A 23,457-nucleotide genomic window follows, 5' to 3' on the forward strand; every position below is an offset into this window, starting at 1 on the left:
CAGACGCATGACACCACCCAACGCTCTGTCCGGTGCCGTTACGGCCCACGCAGATAACGGATTCACTTGCCTAGCGTGATGACAACTGCGGCACGATCAGGCGGGCGCGGATTTGGAGTACGGCATCCAAGGCATGCTGACATCGGTCAAGTGCTTCGTCACGAGCGGCTTGCAAGAGTTCCATGGCTGGCTGAGTCAATGCACCATAGCCGACGGTTCCGCCGGCTCCCTTGAGCCAGTGGGCTTCATTGCCCAGAGATTCGAACAGACCCTCATCGAGCAAATCTTGCATCGCGTCGAGTCGTTCATCCAATCGAACGATGAAGTCCGCAACGATCTCTGCGTATTCAGCATCGTCCAGCGGCAAGGAGCAAGGAATCGGTTCGGTGGACAAGTCGTGGCAATCGACCTCGGTGAGATGGCTTGCTTGGTTGAGTTTGGCGACCGCGTGTTGTTCCTCAATCAGCATGTCGGCTGCCGCAGCGGGCGAGACGATGCGAGAGCGAATGTCGCAGATTTCTCGCATGATCGAGAGCGCCTGTCCAAAATCAGATTGCTTTGCCGCACTCTCCAAACGCAATGCGGGTGGGCCTAGTTCGGGCAGCCCAACGGTTCCGCCGCTGCCTTTTAGCCAGTGTGCTTCTTGCTGCAGCTCGTCAAAGGAGTTCGATTCCAACGCGTGCAGCATCGCTTTGAGGCGGCCGTCCAAGCGAGCGATAAAGTCCACCACGACGGATCGATAGTCTTCGTCGTCCATGGGCAGCCGAGAATGGATCGGTCCCGTAGGGTCGGTGGCCGATGTATTGGAATGCCCTGGGTTGGTTGATTGCGGTGCGTGCGTGCGATTCTGGATCAACCCGCCAAAGTCAACCGCGTGTCCGTCTGTGGTTTGGTGCGCTGATTGATCGCTGTCATCTGCGACACCGACATACCCAGCGGCGCAGGCAAGCAACGCATCCAGGTCCACTGGTTTGCTGAGGAAATCGTCACATCCTGCTTCCAGGCATTTTTCTCGGTCGCCCTTCATTGCGTTGCCCGTCAGCGCGACGATCGGTGTCGTGCATCCGGACTGCCGTAATCGTCGCGTGGCAGACATTCCGTCCAAGACCGGCATCTGCATGTCCATGAACACCAAGCGATACTCACGACGCTCCATTTCCTCAATCGCCTCAAGGCCGTTGGTCACACAGGTCACGTCTGCCCCGGCGCGTCCCAGCACGAGTTCGATCAAACGGCGGTTGGCGGCACCGTCGTCGACCACGAGGATGGGATCGTGTGGCAAACGAAGGACTGCATTGCCCTGGCCGGCATCGCGAGCTGAAGCCATGCGTTGGACTTCGTCAGGCGAGATCATGTCCGACAGATCGTTTTCAGCGATCGGCAGAGTCAGCGTAAACGTGCTGCCCTCGCCCGCCACGCTTTGCACCGTCAGACCACCGCCCATTGCTTCGGCAAGACGTCGGCTGATGGACAGTCCCAAGCCCGTTCCGCCAAACTTTCGCGTCGTCGAGCTATCGGCTTGCACGAACGACTCAAAGATCTTGTCTTGTTGCTCCGGCGTCATTCCAATGCCGGTGTCTTGAACATGAATCCTCAAGCAAGGGTCGTCAGCGGATGTTTGACACTCCGCCAAAACGCGGACCTCGCCGTTTTCCGTGAACTTGATTGCGTTTCCGACCAGATTGGTAATGATCTGCCTCAACCGTGTTGGATCGCCTAGGACGGTTCGTGGAATATCGCTCAGCAGCTCGATGGTCAGGTTGATGTTCTTTTCTTTGGCACGCGCCGTCTGCACGCCGGTTGCATCCAAGAGTGCTTGATGGACCGCCGTGGGAATACTTTCCACTTGCATCTTGCCCGCTTCGATCTTGGACAGATCCAAGATGTCATTGATCAAGGACAGCAGATGTGCGCCGCTGCGGTGGATCATGTTCAAGTGATCGACGGCTTCCTCGCTGCTGGTCACCATCCCACGACGCAACACGTCGGTGAATCCGAGAACGGCGTTGAGCGGCGTTCTGATTTCGTGGCTCATGTTGGCCAGGAAACTGCTTTTTGCTTCGCTGGCATCTTTTGCGGCACCCAGGGCAACGGCGAGTTTTGCCTTGTTTTCTTCGATCTCTGTGATGTCGTCCAAAGTCGTCATCACGCCGCGTCCCGGATAGGTGGTGCAGTTCACGGTGAAAGTGAGCGTTCTTGTTTCTCCGTCTTGAGATTGGTGATTCATTTGAATCACACGGTCTCGCACACTTTCGCCGCTACGGTTGGCTTCCACCCACGGCAGTTCTTGTTCGCCATCGGTGACGACCCAGGGCAAATCGTTGATGGATTTGCCGACGAGTTGCTGCGTGGTTTGTCCGGCGGAATCACAAACCTTTCGATTGGCGAACAGGATTCGATTCCGGTTGTCGATCAGGACCAAACCTTCGACAAAGGTATTGAGAACGTCTCGGACCGTTTTGGGGACCGCGCCGTTGGCGTCCATCGCATCGAGCGTCTTTCTGAGAAAGATCGAAAACTGGATGAAACACATGGGCACGATGATCGCCACGAGTGAATAGATTCCGTAGCGGTGCCATCCCAGGCTCTCGCCGACGGAGGCGAAAGCGACCTCCAGGTGCCCCCACGTTGTGCCGTTTCGGTACACGGGGACGCGCATCTGCAATTCGCCGTTGGGCAGCGTTTCATCCCAGCATTGGCTGTGATCTCCGGCGTCAACCAACAGTTCGCCGTCAATGGTTCGAAATCCGGTGGAGCGTATTTGGGCATCCCGCTTGGTGATACCTGCCATGGTGATGCGAAGTCCGTCGAGGTCACCGGTGGACACCATCGCCGTCCCGCTGATGGCCAGGGTTTCGCAGAGCTGGGCGCGTCCCTTGAGGACTTGGCGTTTCTCGCTGGGCCAAAGACCGAACGCATCGGCAAGCAGAATGGTCCCGGCCATCATGCCGACCAACCCCAGTGCGATGCGGAATCGAATTGGAATGCGACGGTAGAGATTCATCGTTTAACTAGCGTGATATCCCATTATGCGAGAGCCTCACCGGTCGTTGTCTCCTGATCATCCAGTGCCTGTTGTTCCTTGTCCATGATTTCCTCCAGTGAGTCCTGATCGTCACTGTGCACTCCTTGCATGATGAGCATCGGATCAAGTGATTTCCAAAGCGGTAGTTGTGTCAGTAGTCCTGAAAGCAGGAAACCGCCTCGCAATGCCCAAGCGACGATGCCGACGGTGAAACCACCTGTGGCAACTCCGACCGATCCCACCATCACCTTTTCGCTGGCCAATAGCAAATCAATCTCTCTCTGTTGTTGATCCAGTTGTTTCCAAATCTCTCCTGTGTCACTCAATGCCGCATACTGCTCGGTCAATCCCGCCGCGTCGAGAACGAAAACCGAGCTTCGAGAATCACTGTCCGTCGAGATCCTTGCTGCTGTGTTTGTCGTACTGGAAACCGGAGCAGACAGTGCACGTCGCGTCAGGGAGGCATCGATTTCGAAATCTAAAACGAACACGCCGTCTTCGCTGTCGGACTCATCGGCTGCCAAGACGACTTCGACACCTGGAGATTCAACAATCACTAACCCGGTTTCCGGTGATTCGGTTGTCGGGATGACAACCAACACTGGTGCTTCCTCGATCACTTCATCGGCGGCATCGGCTTCTCTCAATGAGTCGCCCTCGCCCGGATCGATAGGCTCGGTCGGTGCTGCGGCGATCGCATTGACTGGTGGGGCGATGACGATTGTGACCGTTGCAACATTACTGCTGAGGGCACCGTCAGAGGCTTGCCATTGAAACGTGACGTTTCCAAAAAAGTTGTCTTGCGGCGTGAAGGTAAACGAACCATCCGGACTGAGCTGCAAACTCCCCGTCTCGGGAGCCGTTACCAGTGCGGCGATCAAGTTGGTTGAATCGACATCCGAGCTGGCATTCTGAAACAGCGAGGGTCCGACGACAATCCTGTCTGTGAAGGGCACCGTACGACGGCTGTCTCTGAGCTGAGGCGCGTCATTGACATTGGAAACGGTGATGTCGAATGTCGTCGATGCGAACTGGGGAGGACCGTCGCTGGCGAGGACTTCAATGCTGACGGTCCCCACCGCCGCATTGCCAGGGGTTCCACTAAAGGTTTGCGTGGCAGCATTGAATGTGAGCCAACCAGGCAACCCGCCTCCACCGACGGTGCGTGCGTAGTAGGTGATGGGATCACCATCGGGATCGACGAAGGTTCCAGCCGGTAGAGTGAAGCCAAACGGTTGGTCTTCCACCGCAAACTGATCACTGGGTGCCGTTTGCAGTTGAACGGGTTGATTGGGGGCCGCGATGGTTGGAGTCGGAGCCGATGTCATCTGTTCCGTCGTTCCCTGTCCATCGAGATAGGTGATTTCAACGGTGATCTGCTGACCGCCATCCGCAGTGGTCAGCACGTAAGTTTGATTGGTCGCCCCGCCGATGATCGTACCGCCGCGATACCACTGAAAACTTGGCGGGGATAAACCGTCGACATCCTGGACGGCTGAGATCACCGCAGTCAACGTCTGTCCAATCTCGATGTTTCCAGAGATAGTCACGTTCCCCGTGGGGACATCGTTCACACTGGCCACCGGCGGCGTTGATGCAGATGTGAGCGTTTCGGTGAATCCCTGACCGTCCACAAAGCTGACCGTCACCGCGATCACTTGTGCCACGTCAGGGTCATCAAGCAAATAAGTCGGGGACGTTGACACGACGGTTCCGCCACGCGTCCATTGAAATCCGAAAGTGCCCAGTCCATCAGCATCAGTGACTCCAGACGTATCGACCGAAAGAGTCTGATCCTCCGTCGCGGTACCAATGATTAGCGGAGCACCGGTCGCAGCGTCATTCCCAGCCGTCACATTGCCCGTCGCAGCCGATGTCAGCGATTCGTTGAATCCCTGTCCGTCGGTGAAGTTCAACTCGACACTGATCGGCTGTCCCACATCGTCATCACTCAGCGTGTAGGTCGAAGCGGTTGAAACCACTGTCGCGCCGCGTCTCCACTGATAGGTGAATGCGCCCAATCCGTCCGCGTCGGAGATACCAGACGTATCGACCGAAAGGGTTTGGTTCTCTGCCGCTGAGCCGACAATCACGGGAGCCCCGGTGGCTGGATCATTCACGGCGGTGACGTTACCCGTCGCGGCCGACGTCAGCGATTCGCTGAACCCTTGCCCGTCCACGTAGTTCACCACGGCTTGGATGGACTGCCCGACGTCGATGTCGCTCAGAGTGTAAGTCGATGCGGTGGAGACGACCGTTGTGCCACGCTTCCACAGAAAACTAAAGGTCCCCAATCCGTCCGCGTCAGCGATCGCAGATGTGTTCAGCGAAAGCGTTTCGTTCTCGGCAATCGTGCCGACGATTACCGGTGCACCGGTTGGAGCATCGTTGGTTTTGGAGACCGAAACACTGCGAGACAGAACGTTGCTCGTGTCGGTACCGTCAAAGACAGTCACATTCAACGTTCGCGAAGTCAGATCAGGCGTGTCACTGGTGTTTTGAAAGGTGACGTTTCGTAGGGCCGCTTGGTATGCCGCCACGGTGGCATTGCCGGATAGGGTCAAGATGCCGGAAACCGCATCCCATGACTTTGTGATCTGAGCGGTGTTCGTGAAATCCAAAATGTCTTGACCGGCCACAAAACCGACTAGGCTGATGCTTGCGGATTGCAGATTGGCATCGTCGGAATCGGAAACAGAAAGTGTGGATGAGATCGAAACGGGAATACTGTCTTCCGCAAAACTCAACGTCGTCGACTCGATGCCCGAGAGCACGGGCGGTACATTGGCATTGGCATTGGCAATGGAGACGTTGGCTGCAAATTCGGACGTGTTGCCGTTTTGGTCGGTGACGGTGACGGTGACCGAATCGCCTGACGTGATTCCGGTGCCAGCCAATGTGTGAGAGAAATTCCCCACGCCACCAGGCGTCGTTGTCGTGCTGGTGGATCCGAGCCATCGAGACGCTTCGCCGTGACCCGAGAGATCGTTGGTCGAGAGATAAAAGTCGACCACAAAGGTGCTGCTGCCGGTGCTTTTGAACTGCGCACTGATATCGAGATCGCCGGACGTATTGATTGCTGCTGATTGAATCTCCGGATAGTTCTGCAATGTATTCGCGCCAGTGTCACTGTCACTGCTGCCATTGTCATTATTCGTGATCCCGTCATCACCCAGGTCGATTCCAAGATCGCCATTGTCCCGGATCACGTTGAATCGAATCGTGTTGTTGATTCCGGTGCCTGCAATCGTGACCCCGTCGGCTTGATTGTTGGCAATCAAGTTCGCATCAGCGAGGCTGCCACCGATCGTCGTCCCATTTCCCAGGACATAAATCCCCGATCCTCCGTTGGCTTGATCACCCGAATCCGCTCCGGTGAGGGCGTCCAGTCCACCAATCCAGTTGCCCTGAATCGTGTGATTCGCTGAACTGGACGCCGCGATGGTGATCCCATTGAGTCCAAAGTCACGGATGACCAAGCCTCGAATCGTGCTGCCGCTGGAGCCATCGGCGAGGACGAGTCCGCTGGCAGCGATGTCGTTGCCCCTGAGCACGATGATGGGGCGGTCAACAAAGCTCGGATCGGTGGTGCCGTCGATCATCACCGCACCAGTGATTTCTGGTAGTGCCGCGTTGAGACTGATGATGTGCTGAGGACCACCAGCGATGTCAAAAACGATTCGGTCCACGCCGTCTTCATTGGCGGTGTTGTTCGCAGCGATGATGGCTTCGCGTAGCGAAATCTTTCCATCGGTTCCCTTGTTGGATTCCAACCAGGAAATATCAAAGTCGCTGCGTCCGGTGTCGTTCAGATCGCTGGTCGTATCGACCGTGATGAGTCCTTGAGATCGATCCGTCACGGTGATGGTGAATGTTTCATCGAATTGACCGCCGCTGGCATCGGTGACGCGTACAATCACTTCGTAGGAACTCTTGGACTCAAAATCCAGTACACCAGTCGTCAGAGTCAACTGGTTTCCGTCTGGGCCACCGATTGAAAAGACGGCGGCATCGCCTCCACCAGCGATTTGATAGTTCGCCGTGTCCAATGCATCAGCATCGGTGGAGGATAGTGTTCCCACCGACAGGCCGCCGGAGGAATCGATTCCTTCACTGACCACAGTATTGCTTAATGAGATCGCAGTCGGTGCCGAGTTGTTGATGGTCACAGCGACGCCTGCAGAGAACTCTGAGGTGCTGCCATCGGGATGGGTGGCAGTGGCCACTACGAATTGTCCAGCGGCTACAGAAGCATCGGTCAAAGTCGCATTGAATGCCTCGTAGCCGAGAAGATCAGGGTTCACGACGATGAACCCCAAGTATGTTTTTCCCTGCCTGTTGTCGGAATCGCTCAAGTAGAAATCGATGATGACACCCGGATCCAATTCACCGAAGAACTCTCCCGCCACACTGAGTGTCCCATTGTTGACGGTTGCCGACGTGAGGACAGGAAAGTTCTCTAGTCGGTTGACTCCGTCGTCTGTGTCATGGAGGACACCGTAGTCGTTGTCCGTCACGCCATCAGCACCGAGATCGATTCCGATGCCGCCGTTGTTGTACATCGAGTTTCCGACGATTTCGGCCGCATACAGATCGCCAGACGAAGCGGAGAATCGAATGGCTTCGTTTTGACTGAACGCGATCGTATTTGCTTCGCCGGCGCCGATGCCGCCGATCGTGATGTTGCCCCGTAGAAGCATCACCCCACGTGTGTTGCCTAGATCCACCGTTCCTGACTCGTCGGTGCCGATCCAGTTGCCCTGAACCACCGTTCCGTTCAAAGCGTCTGCCGCATAGCGAATGCCAGTACTGAAACCGCCGATCACATTGCCCGCTCCGGGGGCGGTTCCACCGATGAGCAAGTTTTCCACGTCTTTCCCGACATGGATGCCGGTGATCGAACCTCGTGCGATACTCTGACCTGTCAGGTCGGGGCCGATCCAGTTCCCTTGAATCACTGTGTTATTGGATGTGTCATCGACAACGATCCCGGCGATCGAGTTGCCACTGACGACATTTCGATCGGCGATGTCGGTGCCACCGATTCTCACGTTGTCCGATTTGACGACGTAGATACCGGTTGTGTTCCCACCTGCGTGAACACCGGAAACGTCAATGCCGAGCACGTTGCCTACGATCGTGCTGCGGTCTGAGATGTCCAGTTTGATTGCGTTCAGATCGGCGCCCACCATGGAGAAACCGCGAACGATGCTGTCGCTACCTTTGAGAACCAACAGATCGGTCAAGAATGCGTCGGATACATCGAGCACTATGACGGGGGAGCCAATCGCGTATCCGACCTGTGTCGATGCGTCCAGGATGATTTCGCGAGTGACTGTCAAGGTACTGCCGAGTTCGATGCGATGAAATCCAGATCCTGCGATGTCAAAGTGGACCTCCTGGATCTGGCCAACGTCATGGGCGTTGATCGCCTGGATTGCTTCGCGAAGCGAGACACCACCGTCAGAGCCTTGATTGCTCTTGAGAGCTGCAATCGAGCTGACGTCTCCATCGACCACATCGCTGATGTTGGTCACGACGATGATATGACTGGTGTCACGTTCCAGTTCAAACGCTCCGATGTCTGCTTCGTCGATCGTGTCACCGTCACCATCGCGTGCTCGAGTTTCACCACGGGCATCGACGGTCTCGGAGGAAGTCACCGCTGCGTCAATTGCAAAGCTACGAGCGTTCAACGCATGGGTCTGAACAAATCCACCGTTGTCCGCAAGCGTTTCCAGAAGTGCAGAGTGACCGAGAATGTCGCTGGCTTGAAAACCTGTGACCCCCGCCGTGTCGGCGATCAGGTTGAAACCCAAGGAGTTGTACGTGCTGCCATACACGTCGTTGGATTGAGAAGCGGAGTTGTCAGAAACGATGGTCGACGTCAGCGTGACGCTTGCTCCCTGAACCGAGATACCGCCACCAATCGCCGCTTGATTGAAGGCCAGCGTCGTGTGAGTCAAGGACGCGTTGGCTCGGCTGTGAATGCCGCCACCGGAGCCCTGGGCGGTGTTGCCGCTGATGGTGACGTTGGTGAGGTCCAGGCTTGTGGCCAGTGATCCGTTGGCAATGGCACCGCCATTTGCTTGTGACGCGTTGTCACTGAGTGTGACCGACTGTAGCGTAGCAATGCCTTGGTTTTGAATCGCACCCCCATCGTCGACGGCAGTGTTTTGAGACAAAGTCACGTTTGTCAGTGCCAGTGTTCCGGCATTCGAAATCGCGCCGCCGACACCAGCGGCGTGGTTACCATCGATCACGACTTGGTCGGCAACCACACCTCCCGCCGCAGCAACTCGTACCGCCCCGCCATCGGACGACGCATTGCCGCTGATTAGTTTCAGGTTTTCAATCTCCAATGTGCCCGAGTGCACATCAAAGATTCGATCGATTCCCTGACCAGAGATCGCTGTGTCCAGAGTACCGGTCCCGGCGATGGTCAAGTCGTGAGAGATGTCAAAGTCGCCTGCGAAATCACCTTCACCCCCGATCGCCAATCCATGGGTGCCAGCGCCAAGTTCGATCCTGTCGCCACTGCTGCTCTGCAAGATCGCTTCGCGAAGTGACAACAGGCCGTCACCCGCGTCGACCACGTCCGCTGTGGTTGTCACCGTGATGGTGTTGAGTTTGATCAGCAAGTCGTCTTGCAGAGACTGAGAGACAACAACGGTTGTGGCGACGTTGCCGGTGGCGTACTCGAGCAACCAGTCGGCACCGTAGCTGTCGTGTCCGGTATCGTTGGTGCTGGCGTTGACATCGGCATCGGTCAACGCAGCGATCGAGTCGAGGAACGTTCGTCCCGAATCATTTCCGGCCAAGTCGCAGCCGTAAAAGAGCAAATCCGCGCCACTAGACAACGCGGCGTTCCAGGATGCGATCTCGCCCGCATAGCCGCTTAAGTTAGATTCACCCAGCCACACGTTGCCGAGCTTGACTTGACCACTCTCGCCGTGCGAGATCACGTGCAGCGAATCGATCGAGTTTCGTCCGTCCAAAATGTCGCTGATCTGTTGAACTCCGTCCTGACGGGAGTCCAACACGAATACCTCCAGGTCTCGATCCGAGCCGGCAAAGTCATCGAGCAACTGCTGCAGGTGAGGGACGGACGCGTCAATGATCACGATCTCGCGGAGATGCTGACTCGTCTGCGCATCCGAGAGTAATGAATCCGTCTGAGAAGCAATGGTGCTGTCGATTTCCGCAACCATTGCACCGCAGTCGCTTTCGGCGGAATCCATCAACGCAGGATCAATGGGCGTCGCGCTGAAAAGCACCCGTGGCTCCAACGCATCGAGTCGCGGCGCATTTTGGACGTCCGACAAAGAACGAGGATTCCAAGGTCCGATTGCCCAAAAGAGACGATCAAGGGAAGTCACGCAGCGCTGCATCCAGGGAGCTGGGGTGCGGGTCATGGCGAATATGCGGAGTGGGCTGTTTGAGCGTTCAGGAGTGATCGGAATGCAACGCATCGTTCGGCTGCTGATGCAACAGCTGAATCGTAGGTAATGGCAATGATGCACCCTGGATCGTTCACTTCGCATTTGCCGCTACAGACCACCAACCAATCTGAATCTTCCGGTTGAAGCGTTTTTCTGTGCCCGTCAGTCAACGGACACTCGCTTTGGCTGAAACCGGCTGTACGTAATCCGACACGGAGGTCGATCCTCCGACCATCGGGTCTGTCCATCGGATCGGCTCGTTTTCCCGGTTTTGCTGTGTCAGGATGACCCACTACAGGCCGGCGAACGCTCAATTGTTGTCATTGGATGGAATCTTGACTGGGCCACTGTGCTTGCCTATCGACCAAACCCAGAGGGGACCGGTGCGCCGGAACACCCCCGACGGTGGCGCTGCGTCCCGGCAACCCCGCAATGGGATTCGCCAGAATTCCCTTCCCAAGCTCTCTTGGCCGTTCGCGTTGGCACTCACCCTGTTCCTCAACGCAACAGCGTGCCCTCACGTGACCGGTCAATATTCGCTACCCCAACCACTAGCCGAACCATCTGACCTGATGGTGCAGCATCATGGCACCAGCACGATGCTGCCCAACGTGCCTGTTCCGATCCCCCACGGACCCTACGACGGATACTTGGACTCGTATCGAAGCCGGGCATTCGAGTTGCCAAACGATGCCCCCAATCAAATCGATTGGGGACAAATCATCGGCAGTCAACAGTCGGACGATGTTTCAGGCTTGTCGACCATCGACGCTGTGATTGAATCGTTGCCACTGCAGATGTGGTGGGACGAGCGAATGCAGAATCAGATCGGCTTGTCCGATCAAACCTATCCGGTGGATGTCGGCACCCTGGCTCAAATCGCGTTGCTTTCGTCTCCACGAGTGCAATCACTGTTGGCCACACCACACATTCGACAGTCGGATGTCGTGGTGGCTGATGCTGAGTTTGATCCAACGTTGTTTTTGGAGGGCAAGTACAGCGACGCCAATGACCCTGTCGGTAGCACCCTGACGACCGGAGACGGCTCGACACGTTTTCGTGATGAAACGCTGACTTCTGCGTTGGGTGTCCGCAGCAAGAACCGAGCGGGTGGCGAGCTGGATCTTTCACAGCGCGGTGGGTTTCAAGAAAACAACTCGTTGTTTTTGACGCCCAATCCGCAAGGCACCACACGACTGGAGCTGAACTACACGCACCCGCTGATGCGTGACGGTGGCCAAGCCGTCAACCGAACACGGATCGTTCTGGCTCAATTGGATTGGAAGGTCAGCCGGACGGAAACACGCCAGGAGCTGGAGAATCACCTGCTGGCGGTAACGGAAGCATATTGGAATCTCTACGAAGCACGCGTTCATTGGTTGCAGCAACAGAAGCTGATCGCCAGTGCCAGCCGGCTTTATGAAATATTGTGGGCGCGTCGCGATGTGGATTCTCATCAACGTCAGATCTTGCGTGCACAGTCGGCACTGACGAGCCGCAAGTCCGAGTTGGCACGTGCGGCAACTCGAATCAAGAACGCTCAGGCGCAGATCCGGATGCTGACAGGCAGCGCAGAATTGCTGAATGTTTCGTCATGGGAATGGACGCCGATCGATCGTCCTTTGGCGATTCCGGTCGCGGCCAACGTCCGTCAATCGGTGATCGAAGCGTTGGAGAATCGCGCCGATGTCACGCAAGCGATTCGAAAGATTCAAGCGGTATCGACAAAAGTCGGCGCGGCAAAGAACCAGGTGCTGCCACGTTTGGATTTGATCCTCGGTGCCTACGTGGCCGGACTGGACAGTGATCGAAACACCTTCGGCGCGTTTGGCAACCAATTCAGCGAAGGCCGTCCGGGCTACTCGATGGGGATGCTCTACGAGTTGCCCGCCGGCAGACGTGCTTCGCTGGCCCGCCTGAACCGAACCCGCTGGGAGATGACGCAGGCGATCGCGGACTTTCAACAGACCACTGAAACGGTGTTCACGGAGGTCGAGATTGCGGTTCGCGAAACCGAAACGCTCTACAACGAGATGGTAGCTAAAAAACTCGCGATCGACGCGGCCGAATCAGAAGTCAGCTTTCTGACACAGCGTTGGGAGCAACTGCCCAATCCTAATGAGTCCGCCATCGTCTTGATAGAAAGTCTGTTGACCGCGCAAGAAAGGTTAGCAGACGAAGAATCAGCAATGATTGAGGCGCAGATCGATTACGCCATGGCGTGGGTTCGTTTACGAAAGGTCAGCGGCATCCTGTTGCGTGTCGACACGATGATGCCAGAAACGGGACAAGCCGAAATCGTCGCCCAAGATACTTCCTGCTCAGAGACCGGGGGCCAACCATGAGACGATTCGATGAGCCTTTGGATCGGACAGAAGTCGCCACGCGTGTCGCCCGAAATCTGAGTCGCGACAGATGGTTGGAATCGATCATCTCACTGGCTCGGCAGCGTGCAAAGGTGATCCGAGGCATGTCCGCCGAGCAGCTCAGACAAGAAACCGTTCGGCTCAGAATTCCGGGTACCGTCCTGGACGTTCAACGCGTTGCCATGGCGACTGCTGCGGTGATCGAGGCGGTTCGCCGTGTTCAGGCAGTGGAGCTATTCGACACGCAACTGAGAGCCGGTTTGATCGTCGGGTGCGGCGCGATCGCGGAGATGCAAACCGGCGAAGGAAAGACGTTGGCCGGGGTCATTCCCGCTTACCTCCACTCGCTCTCCGGACGTGGTGTGCATGTTGCCACGACCAACGCCTATCTTGCTCGGCGGGATCATCAGCTACTCAGCCCGATCTTTCAATGTTTGGATGTGTCCGCTGGGTTGGTGGAGGATGAAGCAGACTTTCGAACGACTCAAATGGCTTATCGATGTGATGTGACCTTCGGATCAGGTTATGCATTTGGTTTTGATTACATGCGCGACCAACTTGCCCTGCGAGCGGCTTCCGCGGTGGAGTTGGGCACCACCACGCTCCATCGCATCCACGGCTTTGATACCCACGAACTGCTACGGCAACGTGGATTGAATGTGGCGATCATTGACGAAGCCGATCAGGTGATGATCGACGACGCCGTCTCGCCCCTATTGCTCAGCGGTCCACGTTCGCAGAAGCCCGCCGATGCCGAGGTCCATCTCGCGGCGTTGACGATGGTTGAAAAAATGCGATTCGGAGACGACTTTCGCATCGATCAGTTGGTGCGAGCGATCACCTTGACCGATGAAGGTCACCGAAAGGTGTACAGCAACAGACGAATGACGATGCATCATGCCTTGATGCGTCCTTGGCACGAGTACGTTGCCTTGGCATTGAAGGCCAAGCATCTGGTACACCGAGACGTCCACTACATCGTCAGTGGTCAAGAAATCCAAATCGTCGATGAATCCACCGGCAGGATCTTTAGCGATCGCACTTGGTCTGACGGACTGCATCAGGCAGTCCAAGCCGCAGAGGAGTTGCCGATCACGGCCGAAACACGCGCGTTGGCAAAGATCACCCGCCAACGCTTCTTTCGCCTCTACGGAACACTGGGCGGCATGACCGGGACGGCAGATGGCTGTCAGACGGAGTTCGAATCGATCTATGGAACGCCCGTGGTTCGGGTGCCTACTCGCAACCCCAATCGTCGCGTGGTTTTCCCGACCCGCATCTGTCGCAATGCCAACGAAAAGGCGATCGCAATCGCTGCGGAAACAGAAGAAATGCTGCGTGCAGGTCGGGCGGTGTTGATCGGGACGCACAGCATCGCGCAAAGTGAGTTGATCGTCGCGGCGATGACGCAACGATCCATTCCGGTGCGGTTGCTCAATGGCGTGCAGGATGAAAGCGAAGCGGAGATCATCGCCCGAGCTGGCGTCGAGGGAGCCGTCACGGTGGCCACAAACTTGGCCGGACGCGGTACCGACATTCGGCTCGATGATGCGGTTGCACGACGCGGCGGTTTGCATGTGATTGTTTCTCAACACCACCCGATGGCTCGGGTGGATCGCCAGATGATCGGTCGGGCCGCCAGATGCGGAGACCCCGGCAGCGCCAGCTTCTACATAGCTGCAGATGACGAATGGATCCAACAGCACGCACCTTGGTTGGCTCGGACCGTTCGTCACATCACCGACAGCGGGATGGTGCCTGGTCAGTCGTTGGATCGCCATGTCGCACGTGCACAACGTCGCTGCGAGATCGCTGCTGCACAAGCCCGGCATCAACTGCTCAAACGTGACGAAGAAGCGATCGCGTTGATGCGAGCGCCGACTTTCCTTTCCAGGCTCCTGTCCAAATTCGGTGTCAAAGAGTCAGATCGGAGCGCCCGATGAAATTCCTGAAGGGCAATTCTTTGATTCCCCGGCTCGCGATCGTGTTGGCTGTCGTCTGTGTGACGTACACCGGTTCCCGTACGATAGCCGCCGATCTGGAGGGCTACACCGAACCCTATCGCAACGTTGCCGTCGCCTCACCAGAGATCGGAGTGATCGAGTCGTTGGCGGTAGAGGAAGGCGATCATGTCGGCAAAGGACAATTATTGATTCAGATGGAGGACTCCGTGCTACGGGCCAGTATGGCTGTCGCGCGCGCTGCGATGGACTCCACCGGTCGCGTCAGCGAGGCCGAAGCTGATCTGCAGGCCAAGCGAGATCAACTGGACAGCTACAAGGCCTTGATCGAGCGCGGAAATGCCACTCAGCGAGAGCTCGATCGTGCCAAGGAAGCGGTCTTAGTGAGCGAGTCTCGTTTGCAAAGCATCCGCGAAGAAATGCACGTCCGGAAACTGGAATTTCAACGCGCCGAAGCTCAATGGAAACTCCGGCAGATCACTTCGCCCCTGGACGGCGTGGTCGTATCGATCGCCAAGCGTTCGGGTGAGTTTGTCGCGCCCACGGATCCGGTGATCCTGCAAGTCGCCCAGTTGGATCGGCTGAGCGTCGTTTTCTCCGTTCCCATTTCACAAGCGGATGGATTGGCCGATGATCAAACCGTGTCTCTGCGAGTCGGTCGGGATCTGGTGGTTACCAAAGGAACGATCGAATACGTGTCGCCGCTGACGGACCCGCAAAGCGGGTCACGCAGAGTTCGAATACGCATCGAAAACTCCGACTTGGCGTTGTCAGGCGGCGTGGTCTGTCGATGGGATCTCAATCATGCACCTTCGACAGATCCGAGTATCCGACGTCAAGCAACTCGTGGCCCCGTTCGATCGCTCTGGTAGTCCAGCATGACTCTCGATTCGGACAACACGACTCACGGCGGTTCCGGCGATCACAAGATCGCATCGGAACCGTTGTTCGTTTTGCCGACGGGACACACAACAGGTCGCAAAACGGGTGACGCCAAGTCGACCGGGGCACCCTCACCGATGGCGGACTCGGAGGCTGCCAAGCTGCTCGCAGCGGCACTGGAGTTGATCAGCAGTCTGGATCAACATGACCAGTTCGCATCCGCGGCGTCGACCACCGCTGCATCCATTGCGAATTGGCTCAGTTGTCCTCGCGTCGTGCTTGCTTGGCAGCCCCGTCCCGATTCGCCTCTGCAAATTTGCGGTGACACGGCGACTGCGGACAGTACTACACTGCTGGCCGCGGCGGACGAGATCTCGGCGCGTGGATCGTTAACGGATTCTGGTTCGACCGATCCGAGCCAACGCCATTCGCTGATGGCCGTCAAACAGTTCGCAAAGGCCGCGGCCTGCAAACGCGTCTTGGGTGTCGCGTTGCAGGATCGAGATCAGCGTGGCGGCGCGTTGTTGCTGTGTTATGACCGTGCGATCTCGGAGAGCCAAGCCGCCACGACGCTACGTTGTCTCGACGCGGTGCGAGTGCCGTTGGCGGGAAAGCTGGCGGCGATCGATCGAAATCAGCCCGGTCGATTTCGACAATGGATGCTTGCCTGGTCCGATGCAAAGTATCATGAGAAACACAAGTGGTTGATCGCAGGAATCGTGCTCGTCGGTACCCTGCTGTGCTTTCCAGTCACCTATCACGTCGCGGCAGATTGTCGGCTGCAACCCGTGCTGCGTCGCTACGTAGCGACGCCGATCGACGGACCGTTAGAAAAGGTCTATGTGCGACCTGGTGACGAAGTCCAGTCGGGTGACTTGTTGGCTAAGATCAATTCACGAGAAATCAACTATCAACTGGCGGCCAAGGAAGCAGACCGCGAACGATTGGCGGCCAAGCTGAAGGGACAACGCGCCCGTCAGGAGTTCGCAGAGAGCACGCTGACCGAGCTGGAACTGCAAAGCGTGCAACTGGAGATTGATCTGCTGTTGCATCAACGCTCACATTTGGAGATCAGAAGCCCTCTGTCGGGAATGGTGGTCAGCGGCGATCTGGAACGCAGCGAAGGGATTCCGCTTCGCAAAGGTGACACGTTGATGGAGATCGCTCCGTTGACACAGATGGTCGTCGAAATCTCAGTTCCCGAAAGCGAGTTGACTCACGTCGAGTCGGGAATGCTCGCTCGATTTCAGCTCTACGCGTTGCCCGGTCAATCGTTGGACGCGACCATTGGCACCGTTCATCCGGCGGCGGAGTTGATTGACAACGAAAACGTTTTTGTCGCCGAAGCCGTGGTCGAGGACTCGGATGGCTTGCTCCGTCCTGGGATGAAGGGGCGTGTGTGGGTACGCAGTGATAAGAAAACGATCGCGTGGATCGCCTTCCACAGGGCCTATCATGCGGTCCGCCGCTCAGTGGGGTGGTGACGCCGATGACTCGTTATGCGAAACGCCAAGGCCGGCCGCCTGAACAAGAGATCTACGTCGAGTATCCTCGCCGATCCGATCACGACCAATCCGACGGACTCTTGGATACCGTTGATTTGAATCAAAGTCCCGTGCGAGTGGCCGATGACGTCATCGTGTGGCCGACCCTATCGCAAGGCCGGCGTGTGTATCGGCTGGAGATACCGACACTGCATCGCTACTACGAAATCGGCTCCAGCGAGTATGTCTTTCTGTCGCTCTTGGACGGCAGCAATACGCTGGCGCAGGCTTGTGGGCTCGCCGCCGCACAGCTTGGTAATGAGGCCATCACGTCAGAGCAAGCCGAGTCAATGGTCCGGTGGTTGCTCGATGAACAACTGGCGTACTTGCCCGACAGCGGCACTCCGACTCGCGATGCCAAAACGAGCGGCGATGTGCCCCACACAAAATTGTTGATGGGCAAACAGTCGGCGCTGCTGAAACGCTTCAATCCGTTTTGGATCAAGCTGCCGTTGATGAAACAAGGCGGGCGTGGCGCTGCCGCGTTGCAACGGCTGGGCGGGACCTTTGGTTGGTTGTTTGCAACCATCCCATTGCTGTTCGGATGCGTGTTGATCGTGATCGCTGGCATCAGCTTGTGGATTCACGGATTGAGCGTCCTGCAACCGGCCAAAACGCTGTTCAGTCCTGACAACTGGTTTTGGCTGCTGGTGACATGGGTGTTGCTGAAACTGATTCACGAAACCGCTCACGCAGCAGCATGTCATCGTGTCGGTGGCGTGGTTCGTGAAATGGGTGTCGTGTTGGTCTTGCTGGCGCCGATGGCCTACGTCGATGTCAGCAGTGTTTGGCGAATCGCGTCACGCCGCAAGCGAATGTTGGTCTCCGCCGCGGGCGTGTATGTCGAATGGGTCATCGCGTCGGTTGCCCTGATGCTGTTGCTGAGCATCGACGCACCGCATTGGCAATGGATGCTCAACAACATTGCGTTGACCGCCGGGGTGTCGACTTTTTTATTCAACGCAAACGTCTTGATGAGGTTCGATGGTTACTACGTGCTGTCGGATTGGGTTCAGATCCCCAACTTGTACACGCAATCACAGGGCGAGTTGAAGCGGTTGGTACAGCGTTACGCGTTTGACATGCCGACGCACTCTGGGCGGACCAGTGGCTGGCGATGGTGGTTTTGTGTTTTTTACGGGATTGCCGCGTTGATTTGGAAAGTGTTGGTGTGCACCACGCTGATCATCGCTGCGTCGACGATGTTTGCCGGCGCGGGCGTGGTGCTGGCAGTCTTGGGCGGCGGCATGTGGATTGGGCAACCCGCGTTCCGCTTCATTCGATTCGCGCGAGAACAATGGCGTTTTGATCGAGCCCGGTTGGTGCGAGCAGCGGCGGCTGTGGTGGGGTGCTGTGTCATGACCATGGCGATCTTGCTCTGGATGCCGATCCCGACGTCGGTTCGGTTTCACGGGGTCGTCACGTACGCCAGCCAAACGATCGTCCGCAGCGGCGTGGATGGATTTGTGACCGACGTTCACGTTGCGGATCGACAACGGGTGCGCAGCGGCGACTTGCTGCTTGAGATCGAGAACCAAAGTTTGTTGACCGAGATCTCTCAGTTGAAACTCTTGCTGGAGGAGAACCAGTGGCGACGTCGAGCGGCCAACGATCGACACGATCCCTCGACGTTGGGAGTCTTGGATGCCAAAGCGGATTCCTTGGAAAAGCAAATCGCGGAATTGCAAGCAAAAGCGGCGACCTTGCGTTTGCTGGCACCGCGAGACGGGATCGTGGTTGCACGCAATTTGCGTTCACGATTGGCGACGTTTGTCCGAGAAGGTGACGAGTTGATGGCAATCGTCGGCGAGGGTGAACGCGAAGTCACCGCTTTGATTCATCAGGACGATATCCATTTGGTCAGAGCACAGTTGGGCAAACCGGTTCTGGTGACCGATCCCGGCGACACGCTGTATCAAGGCACTTTGGTGAGGATTGAGCCGCGGGCCTCACACCGGTTGACGCATCCTGCATTGGCGGCGACCCGGAACGGTCCACTGAGCGTGGAGCAAGCCGATCAGGAGCCCGATCAGGAGCCCGATCAGCGGGCCGATCAGCAGGCTGAGTTGCAGTTGAGCGACGCGTACTTTACGGCCCGCGTGACGCTGGATTCCAGACCTGATGGCGTCGCTTCGCGGCTCGATTGGCCAGCAGAGCATTCCATGGATGACGTCATCGGATCACAAAAAGCCTTGGCATCTGGGATGCGAACCGTTATTCATGCGGGATACCGTAGTGATTCTCTGAGTCGACGATTGCAAATCGCGATCGAGCGGCTTTGGTATCAGGCTGCGCAACGGGAGGAAAGATAGAGGGACTCGGAATAGGTTTTGCCAGTCATTTCGGTTGATTGCCCTGGCGACCCGGCAGGGAGGCTGCCGATGACAACGAGGAATCGCTTGATTGCCCCGAACCGATGGTTCTGAACCGATTGCTCTGTACCGACGCATTGATGAATGATCTGGCTGTCGTATTCCTGACCTTCAATCGACCGGATTCGGCTGCGCGAGCATTGCGTCACATTCGGCTGGCCCAGCCGGAGCATCTGTTCTTTGTCAGCGACGGTGCCCGCGATGACCGGCCCGACGAAGAATCACTGGTCCGTGAAACACGTGCCCTGGTGGACACGGTGGATTGGCCATGTCGGGTTCACCGGATCTTTGCACAGCAAAACATGGGATGTGCACAGCGTGTGAGTTCGGCCGTCACCAAGGCCTTGGAAACGGTTGACCGTGTGGTCGTCTTGGAAGATGACTGCGTGCCCGATCCCACGTTTTTCGGCTACTGTCAAACCTTGTTGGATCGTTATGCCGATGACCAGCGGGTAATGTCGATCACGGGCAACAATTTTCAGTTGGGACGCAGCCGGACGGAATGTAGCTACTATTTTTCTAAGTATGCTCATTGCTGGGGCTGGGCGACATGGCGGCGAGCTTGGCAACACTTTGATCTTTCACTCTCGCGTTGGCCTGACATCCGTGACTCAGGGCAACTGGCCGCGATTTGTCCTGATCCGTATGAACTGGAGTATTGGACGGACAATTTCGATCGAGTCTTCGCCGGGCAGATCAATAGCTGGGCGTTCCCGTGGAATCTTGCTTGCTGGCTGAACCATGGGTTGGTCGCGACGCCGAACGTGAACTTGGTATCGAACGTCGGATGTGGTGACGATGCAACGCACACGCGGAAACGCACTTCGGTGATCGGGCTTCCCACGCAAGCGTTGGGTTCGATGCGTCACCCTGAACGCGTGATGCAGAACGTCGCCGCCGACCGCTTCGTCGATCACTGGGTGTTCAGTGGCATCCATCGGCCTGGACCGCTGAAACGACTGCGCCGCCGGTTGGGAATCACCCGGCGTCGAGCAGCGTAGTTGGCTTCACCTGGGTTTTAGATCACAGGATCAGATCTCGGTATCGATCAATTCCCAGGAGGCGGAATCGGTTTCGCGTCGCCACAGGTCTTCGATCGGCTGGCCGTTGAGCAAGCTGGTCACGACGCTGGCCATCGGCTCGGGGATCACGAGGGCGACGATCTCGTCGCGTCCTTTCCGAACGCATTTGTTGAGGGCCTTCAGCACACGTGCTTTGGCCTCCATCAAGCCTTCGCCTCCGGGGGCACAGAACTCTTCCGCGTGATCGATTCCCTGTCGGTAGACGCGGGGGTGATTTCGGCGGACTTCCTCGATCAGTTTGCCATGCCACAGGCCGTGATCGACGTTCTTAAAGGCATCGACCACTTTGACTTTGACGTCATGAGCTTCGGATAAACGATCGGCGGTCGCGCGTGCGGATTCGCTGGGGCAGCAATAAATGGTTTTGAAGGGAATATCCGCCAAGGCCGCTGCTAGGGTTTCGACCTGCTGTTCCCCTCGCTCGCTCAACGGCATGTCAAGCGAACCTTTCATCCGTCCTTGATCATCAAAGTCCGTCGCGCCGGGGCGAATCACCATCACGCGAGTCAGTGTTGCGGTCCGTGACATCAGACGCCTCCCCTCTGGATCTCGGCGTTCAAGCCTCCGATGGCGGCCCCGTAGTCGTCGTGATTGAAAATCGCCGACCCGACCACGAACAGGTCACATCCGGCGGCACGGGCCGATGCGATCGTATCCAAGTTGATCCCGCCATCGATCTGCAGCAGCAGGTCAGGATACTGGTTCCGCAAGATCTGCAACTTGTCCAAAGCGACCGGATCGAACTTCTGCCCGCCAAAGCCGGCTTTCACGCTCATCACCAGCACCATGTCGACGAACTCGATGCATGGCTCCACATCGGTCACTTGCGTGCCTGGGTTCAAGGCAACTCCGACCGCGACGCCCAAGTCCCGGATTCGTTTGGCAGTGTCGATCGGGTTGGGGACCGCCTCGACGTGAAACGTGAGCGAATCCGCACCGGCCTTGACCATCGGCTCGGCGAAGGCCAGCGGGTCTTGGATCATCAAATGAACGTCCAGTGGCATTTCGGTGTGACGCTTCAGGCCTTCGACGATCGGCATGCCGTAGGTCAGGTTGGGAACAAAATTCCCGTCCATGACATCCAGATGCAGTACCTTCGCGCCGGCCTGTTCGAGCCGGGTCACTTCGCTTTTCAGATCACCGAAATCGCACATCAACAGGCTCGGTAAAACACCGGGCGCTGCGTGGCGTATCAATTCTAGCTTGTCTCGCGACATGCAATTTTTTTCTCTTGAAGTCAACAATGGTGCCAACACCGCTCGTACCGTTCTGCCGAAATGAGACTAACCTGCCAGCAGAACTCAGGTGGCATCGCCTCCCGAGCGGGCAAGAATGTCTCAAGTCGGAGTCGGTCGAGCATCCCGCTAGCGTTCGCCTGCGGAGGTGCCAGTCAGACCGTCATCTCGATTGAGCAGGTTGGTCTCAAGGACGGTGGGTTGTCAATCACTTGAGAATCCCTGGCCGGCCAACTAATCTCCGATTCCCCCGCATCAACGAACACAAAACACCGTAAAAACCAATTTTTGGTTCCTTCCAGCGTGCCTTTATCCACCACAAAAAATTGTCGCCAAATCGCAAGAAAGCCACCATTGTTGTGCTTTGCTGAGCAACCCGAATTGGTGGTTGTCAGCCGCTTTGATTCTCGTTCCCAGGGGCAGTGAACGATGCGTGTTTTCGTCACGGGTGCAACGGGTCTGTTGGGCAACACCATCACCCGACAGCTTGATGCCGACGGACATACCGTCGTGGCCTTGGTTCGCAATCCACCCCACAGTGAGATCTTTGACGGGCTGAATGTCGAGTTTGTGCAGGGTGATTTGACCGATCTGGCCGGCGATGTTGCAAATTCATCGCCTGATCGAATCGATCAGGCGATTGCCGGCTGCGACGCGGTGATCCATGCGGCCGGCTTCATTCATCTTGGCTGGACAAAGATGGAGCAGTCGATGGGAGTCAATGTCGGGGGCACACATCGGATCATGCGATCCTGCGTGCGTCATGACAAGAAACTCGTTTATGTCGGCACGTTGAATTCGATTGCCGTTGGCACACGCGAGCAACCCGCGGACGAAACCACTCCGATCGACAACGCGGGCGGCCAAATTCAGTCCGCGTACGTGGTCAGCAAATCAGTAGCCCTGTCGGCCGTCATGGCCGGAGTCAAGCAAGGATTGCGAGCGGTGGTCGTTCATCCAGGCTTCATGCTCGGCCCGTGGGACTGGAAACCCAGCAGCGGGCAGATGATGTTGGAGCTTTCAGTGGGCTGGAAACCGCTCTGCCCGGCGGGCGGTTGCAGCATCTGTGATTCGCGTGATGTTGCCGCCGCGACAATCCGGGCGATCGACTATGACGGACCCTCCGGTCGTCAGTTCATCCTGGCGGGCGAAAACTGGACGTACAAGAAACTTTGGACGGTCATCACACGACACTTCGATCGGTCGCCGCCCATCGTTGCACCGGGACCCATCATTCGGGCCATTGGTGGAGTCTGGGGCGACTTGGTTACCAAGGTCACCGGAAACGAGGGATTTCTGAACACGGCGGCGGTCGCCATGAGTCGCCAATTCCATTGGTACAGCAGCGAGCGTGCAAAGGCCGAATTGGGATACGAGTCCCGGGATGCCCATGAGTCGATCCAAGCGTCGGTGGATTGGATCCGCCAGAGATTCATTGACATCGATCCGCCCACGAGAGCGGAAACCCCTCGATTCGCTGATGCGTCCTGCTTTCCAAGCGGCTACGATCTTCCGGGGACGTGCGGTAAACAAAAGTAGGATGGGAGC

The 23,457-nt window shown here is 57.1% G+C and carries 11 protein-coding genes; 7 read left to right on the forward strand and 4 right to left on the reverse strand.

The genetic code is table 11. From position 1 onward, the window contains the following. Positions 1-70 precede the first annotated feature (70 nt). On the reverse strand, positions 71-3,004 hold the full coding sequence (locus Pla52nx_RS03695; protein ID WP_146518333.1) for a hybrid sensor histidine kinase/response regulator: 2,934 nt from the start codon (positions 3,002-3,004) through the stop codon (positions 71-73). A gap of 23 nt (positions 3,005-3,027) precedes the next feature. Continuing rightward, a complete protein-coding gene (locus Pla52nx_RS03700; RefSeq protein ID WP_231741690.1) occupies positions 3,028-10,440 on the reverse strand; it encodes a DUF4347 domain-containing protein in 7,413 nt (2,470 codons plus the stop codon). 410 nt (positions 10,441-10,850) lie between these two features. Between Pla52nx_RS03700 and Pla52nx_RS03705 the strand changes: the two genes are divergently transcribed. From Pla52nx_RS03705 to Pla52nx_RS03730, 6 genes are all read left to right on the forward strand, one after another. Next, on the forward strand, positions 10,851-12,812 hold the full coding sequence (locus Pla52nx_RS03705; protein WP_231741691.1) for a TolC family protein: 1,962 nt from the start codon (positions 10,851-10,853) through the stop codon (positions 12,810-12,812). Further along, positions 12,809-14,776, forward strand: a complete 1,968-nt coding sequence (locus Pla52nx_RS03710) for a preprotein translocase subunit SecA (protein ID WP_146518336.1) — start codon at positions 12,809-12,811, stop codon at positions 14,774-14,776. The genes Pla52nx_RS03705 and Pla52nx_RS03710 overlap by 4 nt, the downstream gene beginning before the upstream one ends. Next, entirely contained in the window at positions 14,773-15,666 is an 894-nt protein-coding gene (locus tag Pla52nx_RS03715) for an efflux RND transporter periplasmic adaptor subunit (RefSeq protein ID WP_146518337.1), read from the forward strand. Before Pla52nx_RS03710 ends, Pla52nx_RS03715 begins: the two co-directional genes overlap by 4 nt. Before the next feature lie 6 nt (positions 15,667-15,672). Further along, a complete protein-coding gene (locus Pla52nx_RS03720) occupies positions 15,673-17,160 on the forward strand; it encodes an efflux RND transporter periplasmic adaptor subunit (RefSeq protein WP_146518338.1) in 1,488 nt (495 codons plus the stop codon). A gap of 5 nt (positions 17,161-17,165) precedes the next feature. Then, positions 17,166-19,532: an HlyD family efflux transporter periplasmic adaptor subunit gene (locus Pla52nx_RS03725; RefSeq protein ID WP_146518339.1), complete on the forward strand. Its 2,367-nt coding sequence runs from the start codon at positions 17,166-17,168 to the stop codon at positions 19,530-19,532. 104 nt (positions 19,533-19,636) lie between these two features. Further along, on the forward strand, positions 19,637-20,593 hold the full coding sequence (locus Pla52nx_RS03730; protein ID WP_146518340.1) for a glycosyltransferase family 2 protein: 957 nt from the start codon (positions 19,637-19,639) through the stop codon (positions 20,591-20,593). A 30-nt stretch (positions 20,594-20,623) separates the two neighbouring features. Here Pla52nx_RS03730 and Pla52nx_RS03735 read toward each other — a convergent pair whose 3' ends face one another. Together Pla52nx_RS03735 and rpe are read right to left on the reverse strand one after the other, a co-directional pair. Beyond that, a complete protein-coding gene (locus tag Pla52nx_RS03735; RefSeq protein WP_146518341.1) occupies positions 20,624-21,202 on the reverse strand; it encodes a histidine phosphatase family protein in 579 nt (192 codons plus the stop codon). Further along, on the reverse strand, positions 21,202-21,891 hold the full coding sequence (gene rpe / locus Pla52nx_RS03740; protein WP_146518342.1) for a ribulose-phosphate 3-epimerase: 690 nt from the start codon (positions 21,889-21,891) through the stop codon (positions 21,202-21,204). Before rpe ends, Pla52nx_RS03735 begins: the two co-directional genes overlap by 1 nt. 447 nt (positions 21,892-22,338) lie before the next feature. Here rpe and Pla52nx_RS03745 point away from each other — a divergent pair, with 447 nt between their 5' ends. Then, complete coding sequence (locus Pla52nx_RS03745) at positions 22,339-23,448, forward strand: NAD-dependent epimerase/dehydratase family protein (RefSeq protein WP_146518343.1); 1,110 nt, start codon at positions 22,339-22,341, stop codon at positions 23,446-23,448. Positions 23,449-23,457 lie beyond the last annotated feature (9 nt).

The sequence above is a fragment of the Stieleria varia genome (assembly GCF_038443385.1).
Taxonomy (GTDB): Bacteria; Planctomycetota; Planctomycetia; order Pirellulales; family Pirellulaceae; genus Stieleria; species Stieleria varia.